The sequence below is a fragment of the Streptomyces puniciscabiei genome (assembly GCF_006715785.1).
Taxonomy (GTDB): Bacteria; Actinomycetota; Actinomycetes; order Streptomycetales; family Streptomycetaceae; genus Streptomyces; species Streptomyces puniciscabiei.
The window spans coordinates 798,409-816,673 of the sequence record NZ_VFNX01000002.1 but is presented as its reverse complement, the minus strand read 5'-3'; the positions used below and the strand labels follow the sequence as shown (position 1 = coordinate 816,673).

The 18,265-nt window shown below is 73.6% G+C and carries 18 protein-coding genes; 11 read left to right on the top strand and 7 right to left on the bottom strand.

What is annotated here, in order from left to right:
* Nucleotides 1–71 precede the first annotated feature (71 nt).
* Nucleotides 72–701 carry an alpha-ketoglutarate-dependent dioxygenase AlkB gene (locus FB563_RS34700; RefSeq protein WP_055705826.1) on the bottom strand — a complete coding sequence of 210 codons (630 nt, stop codon included), beginning with the start codon at nucleotides 699–701 and terminating at the stop codon, nucleotides 72–74.
* Nucleotides 702–804: 103 nt separating this feature from the next.
* Here FB563_RS34700 and FB563_RS34695 point away from each other — a divergent pair, with 103 nt between their 5' ends.
* On the top strand, nucleotides 805–1,431 hold the full coding sequence (locus FB563_RS34695; protein ID WP_055705825.1) for a TetR/AcrR family transcriptional regulator: 627 nt from the start codon (nucleotides 805–807) through the stop codon (nucleotides 1,429–1,431).
* Between the two features lie 17 nt (nucleotides 1,432–1,448).
* The gene (locus FB563_RS34690) at nucleotides 1,449–3,122 is read left to right on the top strand and encodes an FAD-binding dehydrogenase (protein WP_055705824.1); all 1,674 of its coding nucleotides are present in this window, start codon (nucleotides 1,449–1,451) and stop codon (nucleotides 3,120–3,122) included.
* Nucleotides 3,123–3,124: 2 nt separating this feature from the next.
* Here the strand turns inward: FB563_RS34690 and FB563_RS34685 are convergent, their stop codons facing one another.
* Nucleotides 3,125–3,481 carry a DUF488 domain-containing protein gene (locus FB563_RS34685; protein WP_055705823.1) on the bottom strand — a complete coding sequence of 119 codons (357 nt, stop codon included), beginning with the start codon at nucleotides 3,479–3,481 and terminating at the stop codon, nucleotides 3,125–3,127.
* 171 nt (nucleotides 3,482–3,652) lie between these two features.
* Between FB563_RS34685 and FB563_RS34680 the strand changes: the two genes are divergently transcribed.
* From FB563_RS34680 to FB563_RS34660, 5 genes are all read left to right on the top strand, one after another.
* Nucleotides 3,653–5,062 carry a M1 family metallopeptidase gene (locus FB563_RS34680; RefSeq protein WP_142219153.1) on the top strand — a complete coding sequence of 470 codons (1,410 nt, stop codon included), beginning with the start codon at nucleotides 3,653–3,655 and terminating at the stop codon, nucleotides 5,060–5,062.
* 42 nt (nucleotides 5,063–5,104) lie between these two features.
* Complete coding sequence (locus FB563_RS34675) at nucleotides 5,105–5,647, top strand: hypothetical protein (RefSeq protein ID WP_142219152.1); 543 nt, start codon at nucleotides 5,105–5,107, stop codon at nucleotides 5,645–5,647.
* 20 nt (nucleotides 5,648–5,667) lie between these two features.
* Nucleotides 5,668–6,372, top strand: coding sequence for a response regulator transcription factor (locus FB563_RS34670; RefSeq protein ID WP_055710496.1), 705 nt, complete (start codon nucleotides 5,668–5,670; stop codon nucleotides 6,370–6,372).
* Between the two features lie 685 nt (nucleotides 6,373–7,057).
* On the top strand, nucleotides 7,058–8,935 hold the full coding sequence (locus tag FB563_RS34665) for a sensor histidine kinase (RefSeq protein ID WP_234357768.1): 1,878 nt from the start codon (nucleotides 7,058–7,060) through the stop codon (nucleotides 8,933–8,935).
* 79 nt (nucleotides 8,936–9,014) lie between these two features.
* Nucleotides 9,015–9,467 carry a DUF6098 family protein gene (locus FB563_RS34660; RefSeq protein ID WP_055706488.1) on the top strand — a complete coding sequence of 151 codons (453 nt, stop codon included), beginning with the start codon at nucleotides 9,015–9,017 and terminating at the stop codon, nucleotides 9,465–9,467.
* A gap of 116 nt (nucleotides 9,468–9,583) precedes the next feature.
* Here the strand turns inward: FB563_RS34660 and FB563_RS34655 are convergent, their stop codons facing one another.
* Together FB563_RS34655 and FB563_RS34650 are read right to left on the bottom strand one after the other, a co-directional pair.
* A complete protein-coding gene (locus tag FB563_RS34655) occupies nucleotides 9,584–9,835 on the bottom strand; it encodes a WhiB family transcriptional regulator (protein ID WP_055706487.1) in 252 nt (83 codons plus the stop codon).
* A 352-nt stretch (nucleotides 9,836–10,187) separates the two neighbouring features.
* The gene (locus FB563_RS34650) at nucleotides 10,188–11,075 is read right to left on the bottom strand and encodes a LysR family transcriptional regulator ArgP (RefSeq protein ID WP_055706486.1); all 888 of its coding nucleotides are present in this window, start codon (nucleotides 11,073–11,075) and stop codon (nucleotides 10,188–10,190) included.
* A 67-nt stretch (nucleotides 11,076–11,142) separates the two neighbouring features.
* Here FB563_RS34650 and FB563_RS34645 point away from each other — a divergent pair, with 67 nt between their 5' ends.
* A complete protein-coding gene (locus FB563_RS34645; protein ID WP_055706485.1) occupies nucleotides 11,143–11,760 on the top strand; it encodes a LysE/ArgO family amino acid transporter in 618 nt (205 codons plus the stop codon).
* 95 nt (nucleotides 11,761–11,855) lie between these two features.
* Complete coding sequence (locus FB563_RS34640) at nucleotides 11,856–13,154, top strand: MFS transporter (RefSeq protein WP_055706484.1); 1,299 nt, start codon at nucleotides 11,856–11,858, stop codon at nucleotides 13,152–13,154.
* Between the two features lies 1 nt (nucleotide 13,155).
* Here FB563_RS34640 and FB563_RS34635 read toward each other — a convergent pair whose 3' ends face one another.
* Complete coding sequence (locus FB563_RS34635; RefSeq protein ID WP_055706483.1) at nucleotides 13,156–13,614, bottom strand: cyclic nucleotide-binding domain-containing protein; 459 nt, start codon at nucleotides 13,612–13,614, stop codon at nucleotides 13,156–13,158.
* Nucleotides 13,615–13,893: 279 nt separating this feature from the next.
* Entirely contained in the window at nucleotides 13,894–14,136 is a 243-nt protein-coding gene (locus FB563_RS34630; protein ID WP_055706482.1) for a hypothetical protein, read from the bottom strand.
* Between the two features lie 124 nt (nucleotides 14,137–14,260).
* Between FB563_RS34630 and FB563_RS34625 the strand changes: the two genes are divergently transcribed.
* Both FB563_RS34625 and FB563_RS34620 read left to right on the top strand, forming a co-directional pair.
* On the top strand, nucleotides 14,261–14,695 hold the full coding sequence (locus tag FB563_RS34625) for an ATP-binding protein (protein ID WP_055706481.1): 435 nt from the start codon (nucleotides 14,261–14,263) through the stop codon (nucleotides 14,693–14,695).
* A gap of 233 nt (nucleotides 14,696–14,928) precedes the next feature.
* Nucleotides 14,929–15,783, top strand: coding sequence for a SigB/SigF/SigG family RNA polymerase sigma factor (locus FB563_RS34620; protein WP_055706480.1), 855 nt, complete (start codon nucleotides 14,929–14,931; stop codon nucleotides 15,781–15,783).
* Between the two features lie 19 nt (nucleotides 15,784–15,802).
* On the opposite strand, the gene FB563_RS34615 is transcribed toward FB563_RS34620, so the two are convergent.
* Nucleotides 15,803–18,025 carry an FUSC family protein gene (locus FB563_RS34615; RefSeq protein WP_055706479.1) on the bottom strand — a complete coding sequence of 741 codons (2,223 nt, stop codon included), beginning with the start codon at nucleotides 18,023–18,025 and terminating at the stop codon, nucleotides 15,803–15,805.
* Nucleotides 18,026–18,265 lie beyond the last annotated feature (240 nt).

The following is an 18,265-nucleotide window of genomic DNA, read 5'->3' as shown; positions in this document are numbered from 1 at the left end:
CGAGCCCTGTGCGGCTGATCGTCGGGCACAGCCAACCAGATCCGCCCGTGCCCCGCACCGCGGGGGTCGCGTCACTGCACACCGTGCGGCCGGAACTGGATGCTGATGCGCGGCCCCGTGGCCCGGGCGGTCTTCGGTACGCAGTGTTCCCAGGTCCGCTGGCAGGAGCCGCCCATCACGATCAGATCGCCGTGTCCGAGCGGCCGCCGCAGGGACGCACCGCCTCCGCCCGCCGGACGCAGCAACAGGTCCCGGGGCGCGCCGACGGACAGGATCGCGACCATCGTGTCCTCCCGGGCACCCCGCCCGATCCGGTCGCCGTGCCAGGCCACGCTGTCCCTGCCGTCGCGGTAGAAGCACAGCCCGGCGGTGGTGAACGGCTCGCCCAGTTCCTCGGCGTAGTGCTGGGACAGGGCGTCGCGGGCCTCGTCCAGCACCGGATGGGGAAGCGGGTCGTGGGCCGCGTAGAAGGCAAGCAGGCGTGGTACGGCCACCACGGCGTCGTACATCTTGCGGCGCTCCGCGCGCCACGGCACGTCCGCCGCCAGCTCCTCGAAGAGGGCGTCGGCCCCGCTCAGCCAGCCCGGCAGGACGTCGATCCACGCTCCCGACCCCAGCTCGGTCCGGCGCAGCCCGTCCAGCGGGCCGAGCCGCAGCTCGTCGGTCTGGTCGAACAGGGAGCCCTGGAGGTGCGTGGACATGAGCCCAGCGTACTCCTTAATCGAATGTACGTTCCCATGTGATCACGAGGGCTTTCGATGCACCGATGTATCGGATACATTCGCGTATCGAAAGTGAGGGCCGATGGAAGACACCCCCAAGCGCGTCACCCGCCGCCGGGTCCGCACCCGGGCCAGGCTGCTCGAGGCGGCGTTCGAGGTGTTCGCGGCCAAGGGCTTCGGACGGGTCTCCATCGAGGAGATCTGCGACGCGGCCGGCTTCAGCCGCGGCGCCTTCTACTCCAACTTCGCCACCCTGGACGAACTGTTCTTCGCCCTCTACCAGGAGCGGGCCGACCTCATCGCCTCCCAGGTGGCCGACGCCCTCGCCCAGGACGGCCCCGCTCTCGACGTGCCCGCCTCGGTGGACCGGGTCACCGAGGTGCTGCTGCTCGACGTGGACTGGCTGCTGGTCAAGACCGACTTCCTGGTGCACGCAGCGCGCGACGAGGAGGTCGCCCGGGCCCTCCTCGACCACCGCGCCCGGCTACGGGAGGCGATCGCCGACCGCCTGTTCCGCGCCCGCGGCCACACCGAACTGCCCGCCGTGCTCGGCGATGCGGCCGGCGCCGCGCACGCGGTGGTCGCCGCGTACGACGGCGTCACCGTCCAGCTTCTGCTGGACAAGGACGTCGAGGCCGCCCGGGCCTGGCTGAAGCAACTGCTCACCGCACTTCTCACCGACGGCAGCAGCTCCTCATCGAGGATCTGAGGAAGGACACAGTCACGATGGACGCGGACGTCATCGTCGTCGGAGCGGGCCTCGCCGGCCTGGTCGCGGCGCACGAGCTCAACCGCCGGGGCCGCCGGGTGGCCCTGGTCGACCAGGAGAACGCCGCCAACCTCGGCGGACAGGCCTTCTGGTCCTTCGGCGGGCTCTTCCTCGTCGACTCGCCCGAGCAGCGCCGCCTCGGCATCAAGGACTCCTTCGACCTCGCCTGGAACGACTGGCAGGGCAGCGCGCGGTTCGACCGCCTGGAGGACGAGGACTCCTGGGCGGTGCGCTGGGCCCGCGCCTATGTCGAGTTCGCGGCCGGCGAGAAGCGGTCCTGGCTCAAGGGCCACGGCATCGAACTGCTGCCGACCGTCGGCTGGGCCGAGCGCGGCGACCTCAGGGCGGGCGGGCACGGCAACTCCGTACCCCGCTTCCACATCGCCTGGGGCACCGGCACCGGCGTGGTCGAACCCTTCGTCCGCCACGCCCGCCAGGCCGCCCGGGACGGACTGCTGACCTTCCACCACCGCCACCGGGTCGACGAGCTGGTCATCGAGGGCGGCACGGCGCGCGGGGTGCGCGGCACCGTCCTGGCCGAGGACCACGCGCCGCGCGGCGTTGCCTCCAACCGGGACCGCGCCGGCGACTTCGAACTCACCGCGCAGGCGGTCGTCGTCACCACCGGCGGGATCGGCGCCGACCACGACATCGTCCGCCGCTACTGGCCCGCCCGGCTCGGCACCCCGCCGGCCGAGATGGTCACCGGCGTCCCGGCCTACGTCGACGGCCGGATGCTCGACATCAGCGCCGAGGCCGGTGTCCGGCTGGTCAACCGGGACCGCATGTGGCACTACACCGAGGGCCTGCAGAACTGGGACCCGATCTGGCCCGGCCACGGCATCCGCATCCTGCCCGGCCCGTCGTCCATCTGGCTGGACGCCCTCGGCCGCCGGCTGCCCGACCCCTGCCTGCCGGGCTACGACACCCTCAGCACCCTCAAGTACCTGCGCACCACCGAGGACATCGCCGGGTACGACCACTCCTGGTTCATCCTCACCCGGAAGATCATCGAGAAGGAGTTCGCGCTCTCCGGCTCCGAGCAGAACCCCGACATCACCGCCAAGGACCGCAGGGCCGTGCTGCGCGACCGGCTGCTCGGCAAGGGCGCACCCGCACCGGTGCAGGCCTTCCTGGACCAGGGCGCCGACTTCGTGACCGCGGGCAACCTGGAGCAGCTGGTCGGCAAGATGAACGCACTGACCGACAAGCCGCTGCTCGACGCGGCCGAGGTGCGCCGCCAGATCGAGGCCCGCGACCTGCAGATGGCCAACCCCTACAGCAAGGACTCCCAGGTCCAGGGCATCCGCAACGCCCGCCGCTACATCGGCGACCGGCTCGGCCGGGTGGCCACGCCGCACCGCATCCTCGACCCTGCCGCGGGCCCCCTCATCGGCGTCAAGCTCCACATCCTGACCCGCAAGACCCTGGGCGGCATCCAGACCGACCTCGACTCGCGCGCCCTGGCCGCCGACGGCACGCCGATCGAGGGGCTGTACGCGGCGGGCGAGGTGGCCGGCTTCGGCGGCGGCGGGGTGCACGGCTACAACGCGCTGGAGGGCACCTTCCTCGGCGGCTGCCTGTTCTCCGGGCGGGCCGCCGGCCGGCACGCGGCCAGGCACACCGGCTGACCTCAGCGGGTGCGCTTCAGCAGCTCCGCCAGCACCGCGGCCTGGCTCTGCTCCGGTGCCTTGGACGCCGTCAGCAGGGTCACCCTGCCCTTGCGGACCGACTTCCTGAGGCCGTCGAGGAGTTCGGCGGCCTCAGGAGCGTCGAGCTCCGCCTCGTAGCGGCGGCGGAACTCCTCGTACGAGCCCTCGCCGGCGTGATACCACTTGCGCAGCTCGGTCGAGGGCGTGAGCCCTTTGGGCCACTCGTCGATGTGCGCCTCGTCCTTGGCGAGGCCGCGCGGCCACAGCCGGTCGACCAGGACGCGCAGGCCGTCGTCGGCCTCGGGCGGGTCGTAGATCCGGCGCACACGCACGCTCACGGTCGTCACTCCCTCTCGGAACGGCGGTCGCTGTTGCGAGCGTACTTGGCGCGCGCCCGGTCCGCCCGGCGGCGCCGCGGCCAGACTTGACCAGAATGAGAGGGGGACCGGAGCACAGGCGCCCCTAGTCTGTCGGCCAGCCGATCACCCGCCACCCCCCGAGGAGCGCCCGTGACGCCACCGCACAGACCGCCCGCCCGACGCCGTACCGCGCTCCTCGCCACCGTCCCCGTCGCCCTAGCGGCACTCGTCGGCGCCGCCGGACCCACGGCGGCGGGCACACCCGGCGCGTCGGGCGCGGGCGACCCCTACTTCCCGCTCAGCGGCAACGGCGGCTACCACGTCCGGCACTACGACCTGACGCTCCGCTACGACACCTCCTCCCGGCACCTCGACGGCAGGGCCGTGATCGCCGCCCGCGCCGGCCAGAACCTCAGCCGTTTCGACCTCGACCTGACGGGCCTGAAGGTCACCGGCGTCGCCGTCGACGGCATCCCCGCGGCCTTTCGGCGCGCCGGCCAGGAACTCGTCGTCACCCCCCGCCACACCCTGCGCACGGGCCGCGCCTTCCGGGTCACCGTCACCTACGAAGGCACTCCGAGGCCGGTCACCGACCCCGACGGCAGCGCGGACGGCTGGATCCCCACCGACGACGGCGCCTTCGTCGCGGGCGAGCCGCAGGGCGCGATGACCTGGTTCCCGGCGAACGCGCACCCCGAGGACAAGTCGTCGTACGACATCACCATCACCGTCCCGCAGGGGCGCACGGCCGTCTCCAACGGCGAGCTGCTCGGCCGGCGCACCGAGCACGGCCGTACGACCTTCCACTGGCGCGAGAGCCGGCCGATGGCCGCCTACCTGGCCACCGCCACCGTCGGAACGTTCGAGGTCGAGCAGTACACCACCCCCGACGGCATCCACGTGTACAACGCCGTCGACCCGCGCGAGGCGAGCGCGGCGGCACCGGTGCTGAAGAAGCTGCCGTCCGTACTCGCCTGGGAGAGAGGGCTGTTCGGGCCGTACCCGTTCCGCTCCGCCGGGTCGATCGTCGACCACGCCCCGGACGTCGGCTACGCCCTGGAGACCCAGACCCGGCCGCTCTACGACTCCGCGCCCGACATCAGCACCCTCGTCCACGAGAACGCCCACCAGTGGTTCGGCGACTCCGTCTCCCTGACCGCCTGGAAGGACATCTGGCTCAACGAGGGCTTCGCCACCTACGCCGAGTGGCTGTACGCCGAGCAGCACGGCGGCGACAGCGCCCGGAAGACCTTCGACGCCCTCTACGCCCGCCCCGCGAGCGACCACCTGTGGGCCTTCCCGCCCGGCGACCCGGGCAGCGGCCGGAACATCTTCGACACGCCCGTCTACGCCCGCGGTGCCATGACCCTGCACGAGGTGCGCAAGGCCGTCGGCGACCCGGACTTCTTCCGGATCCTGCGCGCCTGGGCCGCGGCACACCGCGACGCACACGGTACGACGGCACAGTTCGAGCGGCTGGCCGAGCGGATCTCCGGGAAGCGGCTGGACGGGCTGTTCCACACCTGGCTGTTCACCGGAGGAAAGCCGAAGGACGCCTGAACTCTCACCAGTTCCAAACAAGTGTCGGCCATGGTCGACACCGTGATCCATCGCAGAACCGCAATCGCCGTCCTCGCCTCCCCGCTGCTGCTCACCGGCTGCGGCGGCGGAGCCGAGGCGACCGAGCGCCGCACACCCCCCACCCGCCCGGCACCCGCCGCCACCCCCGAGGTCCAGGCGGCACAGGCACCCCACGGCAGACCCGGCCTCGGCCCCCTCCGGTCGGCGGGGATACCCGAGCGCTGCGGACAGGCCGTCGTGGTCACCGGGCGCGGCAAGGACTCCCCGCTCTGCACAGTGGTCCTGCACCGGCGCACCGGCTTCGAGGGCGAACCGCGCGAGGGATGCTTCGACTACGTCATCGCCATCGACTACAACCGCAGGCCCGGCACCTTGCCGCTGGACTGGACCCGGCCGCTCGGCCCCAAGCGCGGCGGCGGAGTGCGGCCGCACGTCGACCACGGCGGCCCCACGCACGGCTGTGTCAGCGTGGCCAAGGCACACCTGAAGGAACTGCCGCGCACCCTCGACCCGGGACGGCATCCGGCCGTCGTCATGGGACACGCCGACTGGCTCGCCGCCTGAGCCGCCTAGGATCCGAACTCGTGTGCGCACATGTACTGGTCGCCGAGGACGACGAGAAGCAGGCCGAACTGATCCGCCGCTCCCTGCTGGCCGAGGGACACACCGCCACGGTGGTGCACGACGGCGCCGCCGCGCTGGAAGCCGCCCGCAGCCTCGGACCCGACCTCGTCGTCCTGGACCTGATGCTCCCGGTCGTCGACGGCTTCGGCGTGTGCCGGGCGCTGCGCGGCGGCGCGGACCCGGACATCCCGGTGGTGATGCTCACCGCCCGCTCCGCCGAGGACGACCTGCTGCTCGGCCTCGAACTGGGCGCCGACGACTACATGACCAAGCCGTACAGCCCGCGCGAGCTGATGGCCCGGATCCGCACGGTGCTCAGGCGCAGCGGGCGGGGCACCGGCACCCGGGACGGCGACCCCGTGGTCCGGGCCGCCGGAATCACCGTCGACCCCGTACGGCACGAGGTGCGCTGTGACGGCGCGACCGTCGACTGCACGCCCGCCGAGTTCCAGATCCTGCTGGCCATGGCCGCCGAGCCGGAACGGGTGTTCACCCGACGGCAGCTGCTGCAGTGCACCCGCGGCATCGACCGGGCCTCCACCGAGCGGGCCGTCGACGTGCACATCATGAACCTGCGCCGCAAGATCGAGCCCGACCCCCGCCGACCGGCCCGCCTGCTGACGGTGTTCGGCGTCGGCTACAAACTGACCGGCAACCGCCCGTGAGCCACGGGAGAGCTCCGGGCGGGGTGGGCGGTGTGCGTGGGGGACGTGCAGGCTGGGGCCGGCGGGAGGCTTCGCGGGGCGCGGGGGAGTCCTGGCCGGGCGGGCGGTGTCCGGGGGGCAGACCCTGGCCGTGTGGGCTGGGCTGTGTGCGTGGGGCGCGGGGAGGTCTCGGTGGGGCGGTCGGCGCGCCGCGTCGTGCGGTGGCGTTCCGGGCGGCCGGTGGCCGTGGGGGTGGGACAGGCCGGGTTGGAGGGGGGACGTCCGTGGGGGTGGGGGAGCTCTGGCTGGGTGGGCGGTGTCCGGGGGCGCGGGCAGATCGGTGCGGGGTGGGTGGTGTGCGTGGGGCGCGGGGAGGTCTGGGCCGGCTGGTCGGCGCGCCGCGTCGCGCGGTGCCGTTCCGGGCGGCCGGTATCCGTCAGGGTGGGGCAGGCCCGGGCTGGGCGGGAGGTGTGCGGGGGAGGGGGGAAGCCCCGGCCGGGTGGGTGGTGTGCGTGGGGAGCGGTGTGGTTCGAAGCCGGCGGCGGGCGTCCGTGGCGCGTGGGCCGGATTTGGCCGGATGGGCCACGTCCGTGACGGGTTCGCAGGTTCGGGCCGGGTGGGAGGCGTTCTTGGGGTGTCGGCGGATGCGGGGCGGGGGAAGGCGGCCGTGAGGCGCCGGTGGGTTCGAGGGCGGCCCAGTGTGCCCGTGCGGCTTGGGCAGGGCGGTGCCGGGCGGCAGGTGCCCGGGAAGCGGCGGCGGATCCCGTTGCGCAAGCGGCTTCTCGTCCGGCTGCTGTCCGTCTCCGCCCTGATCGCCGTCTGCTCGGTGGCCGCCACCGCCTGGCTCGCGGTGACCACCACCACCAGCGCCCTGAAGGAGGAACAGGGCCAGGACCTCGCGGCCGACAACAGCATCCTGGCCCGGCTCAGCGGGTACGCCGCCACTCACTCCGACTGGACGGACGTCCGGCGCACCGTCCGGCAGCTGGCCGCCGAGACCGGACGCCGGATCGCGCTCACCTCCGCCGACCGCACCCTCGTCGCCGACTCCGCGCCGCGCGGCACCCCGCTGCCGCCCCGGCCCGCCGCCACCGTCGACCCGCTGCGCACCGACACCTACAGCGAGACCGGCGCCCAGCTCAGCGGCATCGACCCACGCGTGGTCGGCCCCTACCGGCTCCCGGCGCCGGAACGCGCGAAGCTGGAGGCGCTGGCCGCCGAACGCAAGCACTGTTACGAGCGCTACGGCCTCCAGGCCACGGTCGTCCGCACGGCCGGCGGGCGCCCCGTCGTCACCGCCCCGGACGGCGCCGACCCCGCGGGCTTCGGGGCGACGGTGTGCGAGGACGGCCGGCTCAACACCCCAACCGCGACGGAACGCAGGGCCCTGGCCGAGCTCACCGACCTCGCCCGGCCGTGTCTGAAACAGGCCGGTCTGGACCTCGGCGGGCAGCTCTTCCTCACCTTCGATCCCAGCGGCAAGGACCCGTTCGGCGGTGGGTACCTCGTCGCCAAGTACGCCCGAGCGGGCAAGGCGGCGACGGCGAGGGCCGCCCGGAACTGCGTCCTGACCGCCCGGCGCACCCAACTGGCGCCGTACGTCGCCCCGGTGGCCGACCTGTTCCTCGGCATCGGCGACCAGAACCCCTCCCGCTTCGACATGTCCCCGGCCAACAAGGCCAAGGTGATCGGCGCGGCCGGAGCGGTCCTCGCCGTCACCGTCGCCGTGACCGCCCTCGTCGCCACCCGGCTGGTACGGCCGCTGCGCGCGCTGACCGAGGCCGCCCAGCAGCCGCCCGAACTGCACGTACGGGTGCCGGTGACCACCCGGGACGAGACCGGCATCCTCGCCGAGGCCTTCAACGACCTGACCGAACGCCGGGCGCGCCTGGAGGCCCAGCGCAAGGCGATGGTCAGCGACATCGCGCACGAGCTGCGCAGCCCGCTCACCAACATCCGCGGCTGGCTGGAGGTCGTACGCGACGGAGTCGTCGAACCCGACCCGCCCCTGCTGGACTCGCTGCACGAGGAGGCGCTCGTCCTGCAGCGGATCATCGACGACCTGCAGGACCTCTCCGCCGCCGACGCCGGCACCCTGCGGCTGCACCGCGAGCCGCTGCGCGCCGGCGATCTGCTGGAGCAGGTGGCCGCCGCCCACCGGGTCGCCGCCGACGCCGCCGCAGTCGCCCTGCGCACCGAGGCCGACGCCACCGCATGGCTCGACGCCGACCCGGTGCGGATGCGGCAGGCCCTCGGGAACCTGGTCTCCAACGCGCTGCGGCACACCCCGGCCGACGGCACGGTCACGCTGGCCGCCCGCCGGGACGGCGCCGACGTCGTGCTGACCGTCACCGACACCGGCCCGGGCATCGCGCCCGAGGACCTTACGCACGTCTTCGACCGGTTCTGGCGCGCCGAGAAGTCCCGCAGCCGCCGCACCGGCGGCAGCGGCCTGGGCCTGCCGATCGTGCGCCACCTGCTCGCCGCCCACGCGGGGACGGCGGAGGCCGCGAGCGAGCCCGGCGCGGGCGCGGTCTTCACCCTGCGGCTGCCCGGCCGGGAGCCGCCGCGCGAGGATCCGTGAAGGCGCGGGCCGCCGTCGGATTCCGTGCCCGCGCCAGGGGGTACTCCGGTCGCGCGGCGCCGTCGAGGGAGGTCATGCCATGAGCGCACCGGAGGCGGACCTGCCGGTCCTGTCCACGCTCGCCGAGGTGGCCCGCCTGGTGGAGAAGCACCAGGGCCTGTACGTCCGCTGGTCCGAGGGGCCCGGCGCCGACCTGGCCGAGGCCTCCAGCACCGACGACCTCACCGGCGTACCCATGCCCGGGCTGTCCGCCAATCCGCTCGATGTCGAGGACTGGTGGGCGGACCGGTCGATGGAGCTGTGGGTGGCCCGCCGCCTGTACGACTACGCGCACCTGCCGCACGACAAGGGCCCCGGCGTACGTCCCTGGGTCCTGCGCGGCCGGGAGAGCGGCCGGGGCCCCGACAACGAGCCGCTCGTGAGTGATGCCGAGCCGCTGTGCTGGATCGCGGACGAGGTGATCGACGCGGCGAAGGAGGAGGTGGCCCGGCAGGAGCGGGAGTGGGGGGCCCTGCGCCGCGGTGGCCGCTGAGGCCCGGACCGCGGGCGCCGGGCCGGCCGGAGCCGCCCAGGTCATCCCGAGCCATCCGGTCAGCCGGAGTCGCTCGGGTCGGCCGCGTCCGCCAAGGCCGGCCCGAGCCGCACCGGTCAGCCGGAGCGTGGCCGGGAGCGGGCGCGACGGTGCAGTGCCCGGCGCTCCAGCTCGGTCGTCCCGCCCCAGACGCCGATGCCCTGGCCCGTCTCCAGCGCCCAGTCCAGGCACTCCTCCTGGACGGGGCACCGGCCGCAGACCGCCTTGGCCCGCTGGGTCTGCACGAGCGCCGGACCGGTGGTGCCGATGGGGAAGAACAGGTCGGGGTCCTCATGGCGGCACGCGGCATGGTCGCGCCAGTTGTCCATGGAAGTCTCCTGGATCCGATCGAAGTCGTCCGTGCCTGTCGAATGCGTACTGCGGGTTCGGGTGACCGGTCGGGGCCGGGTGAAACGGCGTGGGCGACAGGGGATCGGGCGACGGCCGCGATCCGGCCACGGGCGCGCGCACGGCCCGGGCGGGTCGTATGCGTGCAACAGGCCGGGGAACGGGGGCGGATGGGCGACAGGGCCGCGGGCACCCGTACCCGACCGGGCACCGGGGGCGCGGAGTTGGGGGCGGGGATCCGGCCGGGACCGCCGTCCGCCGCGCCACCGCCCGACCACCGTACTCCGCAGTGCCTTGCCTGGGGTGCGAAACGGATGAAACGTGACGCGGCCGTCAGCGGCGTAGGGACTCGGCGGCCGTCGCCGTCACCGCCTCGGCCAGTGCGGCCAGCGCGGGGGAGTCCAGTCTCCACTGCTGCCAGTACAGCGTGACGTCCATCCACTCCTCGGGCGCGAGGAGCACCAACCGGCCCCCGGCCAGAAGCGGATGCGCCTGTACCTCCGGCACCATGCCCCAGCCGAGCCCGGCGGCGACCGCGTCCAGGAAGCCCTCCGAGGTGGGCACCAGGTGCCTGTGCCGTCCGGCGGAGCCCCGGCCCAGCCGGCGTACGAAGGCGTCCTGGAAGTCGTCCTTGCGGTCGAAGAGCACGGCCGGGGCCTCGGCCAGTGCCTCGGGCAGCGGCCGTCCGCCGAGGTGGGCGGCGGTGAACTCCGGTGCGGCGACGGGCAGATAGCGCATCCGGCCGAGTGGCCGGACGGTGCAGCCCGGCACCGGATCGGCGGCCGTGGTCACCGCCGCCATCACCAGACCCTCGCGCAGCAGGGCCGCCGTGTGGTCCTCGTCCTCCCGGTGCAGTTCGTAGCAGAGCCCCGCCACCCGGGTCAGCGCCGGCAGGAACCAGGTCGCCAGCGAGTCCGCGTTCACCGCCACCGGCACCCGGGTCGGCTCCCCGGCGCCGTTCAGCCCGAGTTCGGCCCGGGCGTCGCGTTCCAGCCGGGCGAGCTGCCGGGCGTAGCGCACCAGTACCGCGCCGGACTCGGTGGGCCGCACCGGCTTGGTGCGCTGCAGCAGTACCCGGCCGGTGCGCTGTTCGAGGGCCTTGACCCGCTGGCTGACCGCCGACGGGGTCACGTGCAGGGCGGCCGCGGCGGCGTCGAAGGTGCCCTCGTCTACCACGGCGAGCAGGGTCCGCACCTGTTCCAGCGGAATGTCGGTCATCACGGCTGCTGAGGATACGTAAGAATGTTTAGCTGTACTTCGGACCGTCGGCCTTCTTAGGTTCGATCGCATGAACCACGCCCTGACCGCCGCGGCCGCCGGATTCGGCACCGGCCTCTCCCTGATCGTCGCCATCGGCGCCCAGAACGCCTTCGTCCTGCGGCAGGGGGTGCGCCGGGACGCGGTCCTCGCCGTGGTGGGGATCTGCGCGCTGTCCGACGCGCTGCTCATCGCGCTCGGCGTCGGCGGGGTCGGGGCGGTCGTGGTGGCGTGGCCCAGGGCTCTCCGGGCGGTCGGGACCGTCGGCGGTCTCTTCCTGCTCGGCTACGGGGTCCTCGCCGCCCGCCGGGTGATCGTGCCGGGCACGGCCGGGCTCAGCGCCGAGGGGGACGCCGCGGGTTCCCGGCGCCGGGCGGTCCTGACCTGCCTGGCGATGACCTGGCTGAATCCGCACGTGTACCTGGACACCGTGTTCCTGCTCGGTTCCCTCGCCGCCGACCGGGGCGCGCTGCGCTGGACTTTCGGGCTCGGCGCCGCGCTCGCCAGCCTGTGCTGGTTCGCGGCGCTCGGCTTCGGCGCCCGGCTGCTCGGCCGTTTCCTGGCCCGGCCGGCGGCGTGGCGGGTCCTGGACGGCCTGGTCGCCCTCACCGTGCTGGCGCTGGGGGCCACGCTCTTGACCGGAGCCTGAGCAAACCCGTTCGATGTGCGCGGGCGTTCCTGAGATAGTTAGGCTCTCGAATGGAAAAGATGTAGCGAGCAACCTCAATCGGACACAGGACACCCGTGGACACCAGCGAGAGCAGCACCGCCCCACCCGACGCCGCGACGGCTGCGGCGGCCCCGCCCCGGCGCGGCTGGCGCCGCTGGGCGATGGACACCCGCCCGCTGGGCATCCCGGCCTACCGGCGCCTGTGGTCGTCGACCATCGTCACCGCCGTCGGCAGCCAGCTGACCGCCGTGGCCGTGCCCAAGCAGATCTACGACGTCACGCACTCCTCGGCGTGGGTCGGGTACGCGAGCCTGGCCGGTCTCGTGCCGATGGTGGCGTTCGCGCTGTGGGGCGGCGCGGTCGCCGACACCGTGGACCGCCGCAAGCTGCTGCTGGTCACCAACACCGGTATCGCGGTCACCTCGCTGCTGTTCTGGGCCCAGGCCGTCACGGGGATGGACTCCGTCGCCGTACTGATGGTGCTGCTCGCGTGCCAGCAGGCGTTCTTCGGGCTCAACTCCCCGGCCCGCAACGCCTCCATCGCCCGCCTGGTGCCCGCCGAGCAGCTGCCCGCCGCGAACGCGCTCGGCTCCACGGTCATGCAGACCGGCCTGGTCGCCGGCCCCCTGCTCGCCGGTGTGCTGATCCCGGTCATCGGGCTCCCCGAGCTGTACCTGATCGACGCGGTGGCGCTGTGCGTGACCGTGTGGGCCGTCTTCCGGCTGCCGGCGCTGCCACCGCTCGGCGAGGGCGCGGCCCGCCGGGCGGGAGTGCGGGAGATCGCCGCCGGCTTCCGGTACATCTCGCGGCACAAGGTGCTGCTGCTGTCCTTCCTCGCCGACATCGTCGCCATGGTCCTGGGCATGCCCCGCGCCCTGTTCCCCCAGCTCGCGGCGCAGACGTACCACTCGTACGGCGAAGGGCTCGCGCTCGGCGTGCTGTTCGCCGGCATCCCCGTCGGCGCGGTACTCGGAGGCCTGTTCTCCGGGGCGTTCTCCCGGGCCCGTCGGCACGGCTGGATGGTCATCGGGGCGGTCGTCGGCTGGGGCGTGGCCGTCGCCGGGTTCGGGCTGAGCCGCAACCTCTGGGTGGCCCTGGCCTTCCTCGCCGCGGCCGGTGTCGCCGACATGGTGTCGATGGTGTTCCGTGGCGCCATCCTCCTGTCGGCCGCGACGGACGAGATGCGCGGCCGGATGCAGGGCGTGTTCACGGTGGTCGTCGCGGGCGGGCCACGCCTGGCCGACGTCCTGCACGGCACGGCCGGCTCGGCCTTCGGGCCGCGGGCCGCGGTGGCGGGCGGCGGCGCGCTGGTCGTCGTGGTGATGCTGGCCCTGGGCGCCTCCGTACCGGCGCTGCGACGCTACCGGATCTGACTCAGATCAGGCCGGGACGCCGTCGGCTCGTGTACTGGTCCATCAGCTTGCCCCGGGTCGTCTCCAGGCGGTGGGCGAGGATCTCGGCCACCGTCCGCACCAGCGACAGCCCGAGCAGCGGGTCCTCCACGCACAGCGCGAGCACCGAGGGCCCGTCGAACTCGTAGGCGCGCACGTCGGTGAAGGCCACCGCGCCGAAGTCCCACTGGTACGGCGGGAACAGCCAGGACCAGCCGAGCATGTCGCCCGCGCCGAGCGTGGCCACGGTGACCCGCTGCCGGGAGGTGACCTGCTGGTCCAGGTGGACCGCGCCGGAACGGATCACCCAGAACCGGTCGGCGGTGCCGCCCGCCTCGAAGATGCGGGTGTCCTCGGGGAACGAGACCTCCTTGGCCAGTTCCATCAGGCGCTCGCGCTGTGCCTGGGGCAGGGCGGTCAGCAGTTTTATCGCTTTGGTCATGGCGCGGGGCTCCTCGCCGAGGCGGTTCGCGGGTGCTTTCGCTAAGCCCATTTCAGCCGCTGCCGCCCCCGCGGGCACCTCGGGGGACGCGGATTTCGCCGCGGGGCCCGGTCCACAGCCGGTTCCGGGCAGCAAGAAGCCCTGGCTGGACGGGGGAAGCCAGCCAGGGCCGTCTGCGGTGATGCCAGGCAGGGAGGAAGGACGGTTCCGGTCACCTCCGGCATCACGTATGTATGAACGATAAACCATCTCGCGGGTGTTCTACCAATCGGTAGCCGGTCAGGTGACCTGTTTCACGCCTTCCCCGGCGACCGGCGGCCCACCCGGGCAGATGATCTCCCCCAGCACCCGCGCCACCGCCTCGAACGCCCACGCCCGGGCCGCCGCCTCCCGCGCGCCGTCCGGATCCGTCGCCGTCAGGCTCTGCGCGCGTTCCCGCCAGGCCCGTTCCGCCTCGGCCGCATGGTGCCGGCCGCGCTGGATGCGCCGCAGCAATTCGTCCGCGTCCACGACATCGGTCATACGCGCCGGGTACCCGGCGAGGCCGCGGTGATGACACCGGCACCGAGCGTGTTTGACAGCTCCGGAAAAGGTCAGGCGAAAAGGAGAGAGCTTGGCAAACCGGGCATCGCTCAAGGAGGAAGGGATGCGCGACAAGCACCGGACCAACTGCTCCGGGACCCTGCGGGAAGCTCGCCGCCGAGTGCCGTGCCGGCCGGCCGACGCCCGCAGAACCGTGCGGCGCGTGGTGGCCGAGCGGTGCCGGGCATGTGCCATCTGCTGCGATGCCGCGGCCATGGAGGACGCCCTGCTGGTCACCTCGGAGCTCACCACCAACGCCATCCTGCACGGCGGCGGCATCACCGGGTTCGACGTCGACGTCGACTCCGGCGGCGTACGGGTGTCGGTCAGCGACCGCAGCGACGAGCTGCCGGTGGTCGCCCCGCCCGGCGACGACCGCGGCCGCACCCGCCCGGGCGGCCGTGGCTGGCCCATCGTCTGCCGCCTGTCACGGGACGTCCGGGTCGCGCAGCTGCCCTGCGGGGGCAAGCGCATCACGGCCGTCGTACCGCTGCGCTGAACGGTGCGGGAAGTTCCGCCCCCGTGGTGTTTGTCCCCCGGAGCAAGGGGCAGGCGGAAACTCGTGCTTCGGACCGGAGGCGCGCGCCCAGCGGGAACCGTAGGACCGCCTGGGTCCCCCTTTCGGCGGACCGGGCGAGCGACCCGCGGCGACCCCTGACACAACCGTTCGAGCCCGGCCCGGAATCCCATTCCGGCCGTGTGCCCGGCACCACGTCTCAGGAGCGATTCCGCATGCTGACCGACATGTCGACAAGCCGTCCCGGCACGCCCACCACGGACTCCGCCGCCGCAGCTCCGGCGCGGCGGTCCCATGACGACGCCCCCGACACCGCCGCGCTGTTCGACCGGCTGGCGGAGCTGGAGGACGGCCCCGAGCGGGACGCCGTACGCGACGAACTCGTCGCCGCCTGGCTGCCCATGGCCCACCGGATCGCCGGCCGCTTCCGCGACCGCGGCGAGTCCGTCGAGGACCTGCGGCAGGTGGCGGCGCTCGGGCTGGTCAAGGCCGTCGACCGGTACGACCCGTCCCGCGGGGCCTTCGAGAGTTACGCCGTGCCGACCATCACCGGCGAGGTCAAGCGGCACTTCCGGGACCGGATGTGGGCCCTGAGGGTGCCGCGCCGGGTGCAGGAACTGCGCAACCGGGTGCGCGTGGCCCGCCGCGAGCTCACCCAGCACCCCGGCAGCCCCGAACCCACCGTCACCGCCCTGGCCGCCCACACGGGCCTCAGCGAGGAGGAGGTCAGTGCGGGCATGGAGGCGCTGGAGAGCTTCAGCACCCTGTCGCTGGACGCCGAACTGGCCGGCGGGGAGGACGGCTACAGCCTCGCCGACACCCTCGGAGCGGCGGACACCTCGTACGACGTCGTGGTCGACCGCGAGGCCGCCAAGGAAGGGCTGCGCCGACTGCCCGAACGGGAACGGGCCATCCTCTACATGCGGTTCTTCGAGGACATGACGCAGAGCCGCATCGCCGACCAGCTGGGCATCTCCCAGATGCACGTCTCCCGGCTGATCAGCCGCAGCTGCGCCCGGGTCCGCGACGAGGCCATGGGCCGGCGCGCGTACGGGCCCGGCACGGCGTGAGGGCCCGGCCGACGGCCCGTCACTTGCCCGGCCGGTCCGCCTGGGTGGTGATGCCCAGCGACCGGGCCAGACCCGAGACCCCCTCGTCCAGCCGCTGCAGATGGCGCAGCACCCGGTCGGTGACCCGGCCGTAGCGCGGGGTGCGCAGCGTCCCCGGCTCCAGCATCGAGGCGATGCTGGGGCCGGTCTCGATCCGCGCCGTGGCCCGCGGGTCGGCGACATGCGCGGCGATCGCCTCGATGTTGTGCACGATCCGCCCGCACGCCCCGCGCAGCCGGGGATCCGCGGCGATCGACGGATGCGTCGGCAGCAGCTCGGCCGTGGCCGCGAGCGAACGCCCGTGGTAGGCGCAGGTCTCCAGCAGCGCCACCACGTACCGGGCGGTGTCGCGGCGCGAGCGCAGCGGGGTGATCGGATGGGTCAGCGGCTGGGTGGCCGCGCGCAGGTCGGCCAGCGCCTGGTCCAGATCGCGCGCCTGCTCCACCAGATCGGCGCCCGCCCCGCCGCTCAGCTGCTCCACGGCGGCCCGGGTCACCTCGGCGAGCCGGTCGAGGACCGTACCGAGGAGCTCGTTCGTACGGCGGTCGGTGTGGATCGGCAGCACCACCGCGGCCGCGATCACCCCGCAGGCCGCGCCGAGCGCCGTCTCCTCCACCCGCAGCACCAGCACCGCCATGCTGTAGGTGTTCAGCAGCGTGTACAGCAGCCCCAGCATCGCCGTGACGAAGAACGACATCAGCGTGTACGACAGGGGCGCGGTGTAGAACATCGCGAAGATGAACACCAGCACCAGGCCGAAGGCCGTCCACGTGTGGTGCCCGACGAGACCGGCCAGCACGATGCCGGCCACCACCCCGAGCACCGTGCCCAGCAACCGCCGGTAGCCCTTGACCAGGATCTCGCCCGTCGAGGCGGTGTTGATGAACACGATCCAGCAGGTCAGCACCGCCCAGTACCAGCGCTGACTGGACAACAGCTCGCCGCCCGCGATGGCCAGCGCGGAGCCCACGGCCACCTGGACCGCGGCCCGCGTGGTGGGCCGCTGCAGACCGCTCGGCCCCGGCTCCTCGGCCTCGGCCTCCTCGCCCGCCTCGATCGCGGCGTCCTCCGCGTCCAGCTCCTCGCGCGAGCGGGTTGTCGCCGGGGTGTCGTCGGACTCGTCCTGCGGCCCGTCCAGCGCGACCCGCAGCCCCAGCGCGGCCCGGGCGGCCTCGCCGAGCCCACGGAAGACGTCCTGCACGGCAGGCGAGGCCTTGGGCAGTCGCTCCTCCTCGCGGTAGCCGAGCAGCCGGTTGCGCACCTGGGCGAGCGCGGTCCCCCGGGCCTCACCGACCGGCCGCAGCATCAGCAGCCGCAGCGCCTGCAGATCCCGGCGCAGCGCCTCCGTCGCCTCCTCCCGCACCGGAAGCTCCCCGCCCGACGGCAGCGCGGCGCCCGGCAGATGCAGGGTGAGGGTGTCGGTCCGCTCGGCGCTGCGCGAGGTCAGCAGCAGCAGTCCGAGCCGCTCGGAGGCGATCTCGGCGTCCGCGATCCGGCGCTGCAGCAGCCGGGCCACCGCCGGGTCGGAGGTGCCGTCCTCCAGCCGCCCCTGGATCAGCAGTGCCGTCTCGTGCAGCCGCGCGGTGGCGGTGCGCAGCTCCTCCAGGACCTTGTCCACGTCGTCCGGCCCGGCGTCCAGCAACTCGGCCTGGACGGCGATCAGCTGCGCGAGCCGGGCGCGGAACGCCCGCCGCAGCCGGTCCAGCGTGCCCGCCGGGGTCTGCGGCAGCAGCACGAAGCGCGCGGCGGCGCTGCACGCGAAGGCCACGCAGATGACCCCGTACAGCGCGGGCAGCACCGAACTCGTCGCGTGCACGAACAGGGAGAGGAAGTAGATCTGGAAGCCGATCAGGCCGAGCGCCGTGCCGCGGTCGCCGAACCTGCGGCCGTAGACCGCGCAGAAGATGAGGACGACGAAGAACAGGTCCCCGGCGACGACCCGCCCGTTCAGCAGCGCGCCCAGCGACACCGACGCCAGGGCCACCGGCAGACCGAGCGCGAGGGTGAGGGCCTGCGCCGGGCGCTGCTGCTCCCGGATGGCGAAGGTCGACACCATCGCCGCCATGGCGCCGGCGACCAGTTGGGGCACCGGCACCCGCAGGATGGCCAGGACGGCGAGGGTGAGCGCGATCGCGGTGACCGTGCGCAGTCCCGCGGTGAGCCGGAGCAGCCCGGGATCGGACGCCGCGAGCCGGTCCCACATCCGTACCCGCCCAGGTCGTCCCGCTGTGCTCACGCCGCCGCGCTCTCTCCCGTGCTGGAAATCGATCTCCGACCCAGCATCGCACGCCGGTGCGGACTGCTTGCCCTCGGCGAGGGGGGCGGCCACCCGGGGGCGCGGCCGCGGGCGGGTAGGCGCCGCAGAGACGGCCTCGCCACGGCCGGGTGGCGGGCCGTCCATGGCAGGGTGCGGGCCGTCCCTGGCACATGCCCGGACGAGGGG

Coding starts and splice junctions, on each gene's coding strand:
- FB563_RS34690 (WP_055705824.1), top strand. CDS start 1,449: ATGGACGCGGACGTCATCGTCGTCGGAGCGGGCCTCGCCGGCCTGGTC.
- FB563_RS34655 (WP_055706487.1), bottom strand. CDS start 9,835: ATGGACAACTGGCGCGACCATGCCGCGTGCCGCCATGAGGACCCCGAC.
- FB563_RS34615 (WP_055706479.1), bottom strand. CDS start 18,025: ATGTGGGACCGGCTCGCGGCGTCCGATCCCGGGCTGCTCCGGCTCACC.
- FB563_RS34660 (WP_055706488.1), top strand. CDS start 9,015: ATGAGCGCACCGGAGGCGGACCTGCCGGTCCTGTCCACGCTCGCCGAG.
- FB563_RS34635 (WP_055706483.1), bottom strand. CDS start 13,614: ATGACCAAAGCGATAAAACTGCTGACCGCCCTGCCCCAGGCACAGCGC.
- FB563_RS34695 (WP_055705825.1), top strand. CDS start 805: ATGGAAGACACCCCCAAGCGCGTCACCCGCCGCCGGGTCCGCACCCGG.
- FB563_RS34700 (WP_055705826.1), bottom strand. CDS start 701: ATGTCCACGCACCTCCAGGGCTCCCTGTTCGACCAGACCGACGAGCTG.
- FB563_RS34645 (WP_055706485.1), top strand. CDS start 11,143: ATGAACCACGCCCTGACCGCCGCGGCCGCCGGATTCGGCACCGGCCTC.
- FB563_RS34625 (WP_055706481.1), top strand. CDS start 14,261: ATGCGCGACAAGCACCGGACCAACTGCTCCGGGACCCTGCGGGAAGCT.
- FB563_RS34620 (WP_055706480.1), top strand. CDS start 14,929: ATGCTGACCGACATGTCGACAAGCCGTCCCGGCACGCCCACCACGGAC.
- FB563_RS34630 (WP_055706482.1), bottom strand. CDS start 14,136: ATGACCGATGTCGTGGACGCGGACGAATTGCTGCGGCGCATCCAGCGC.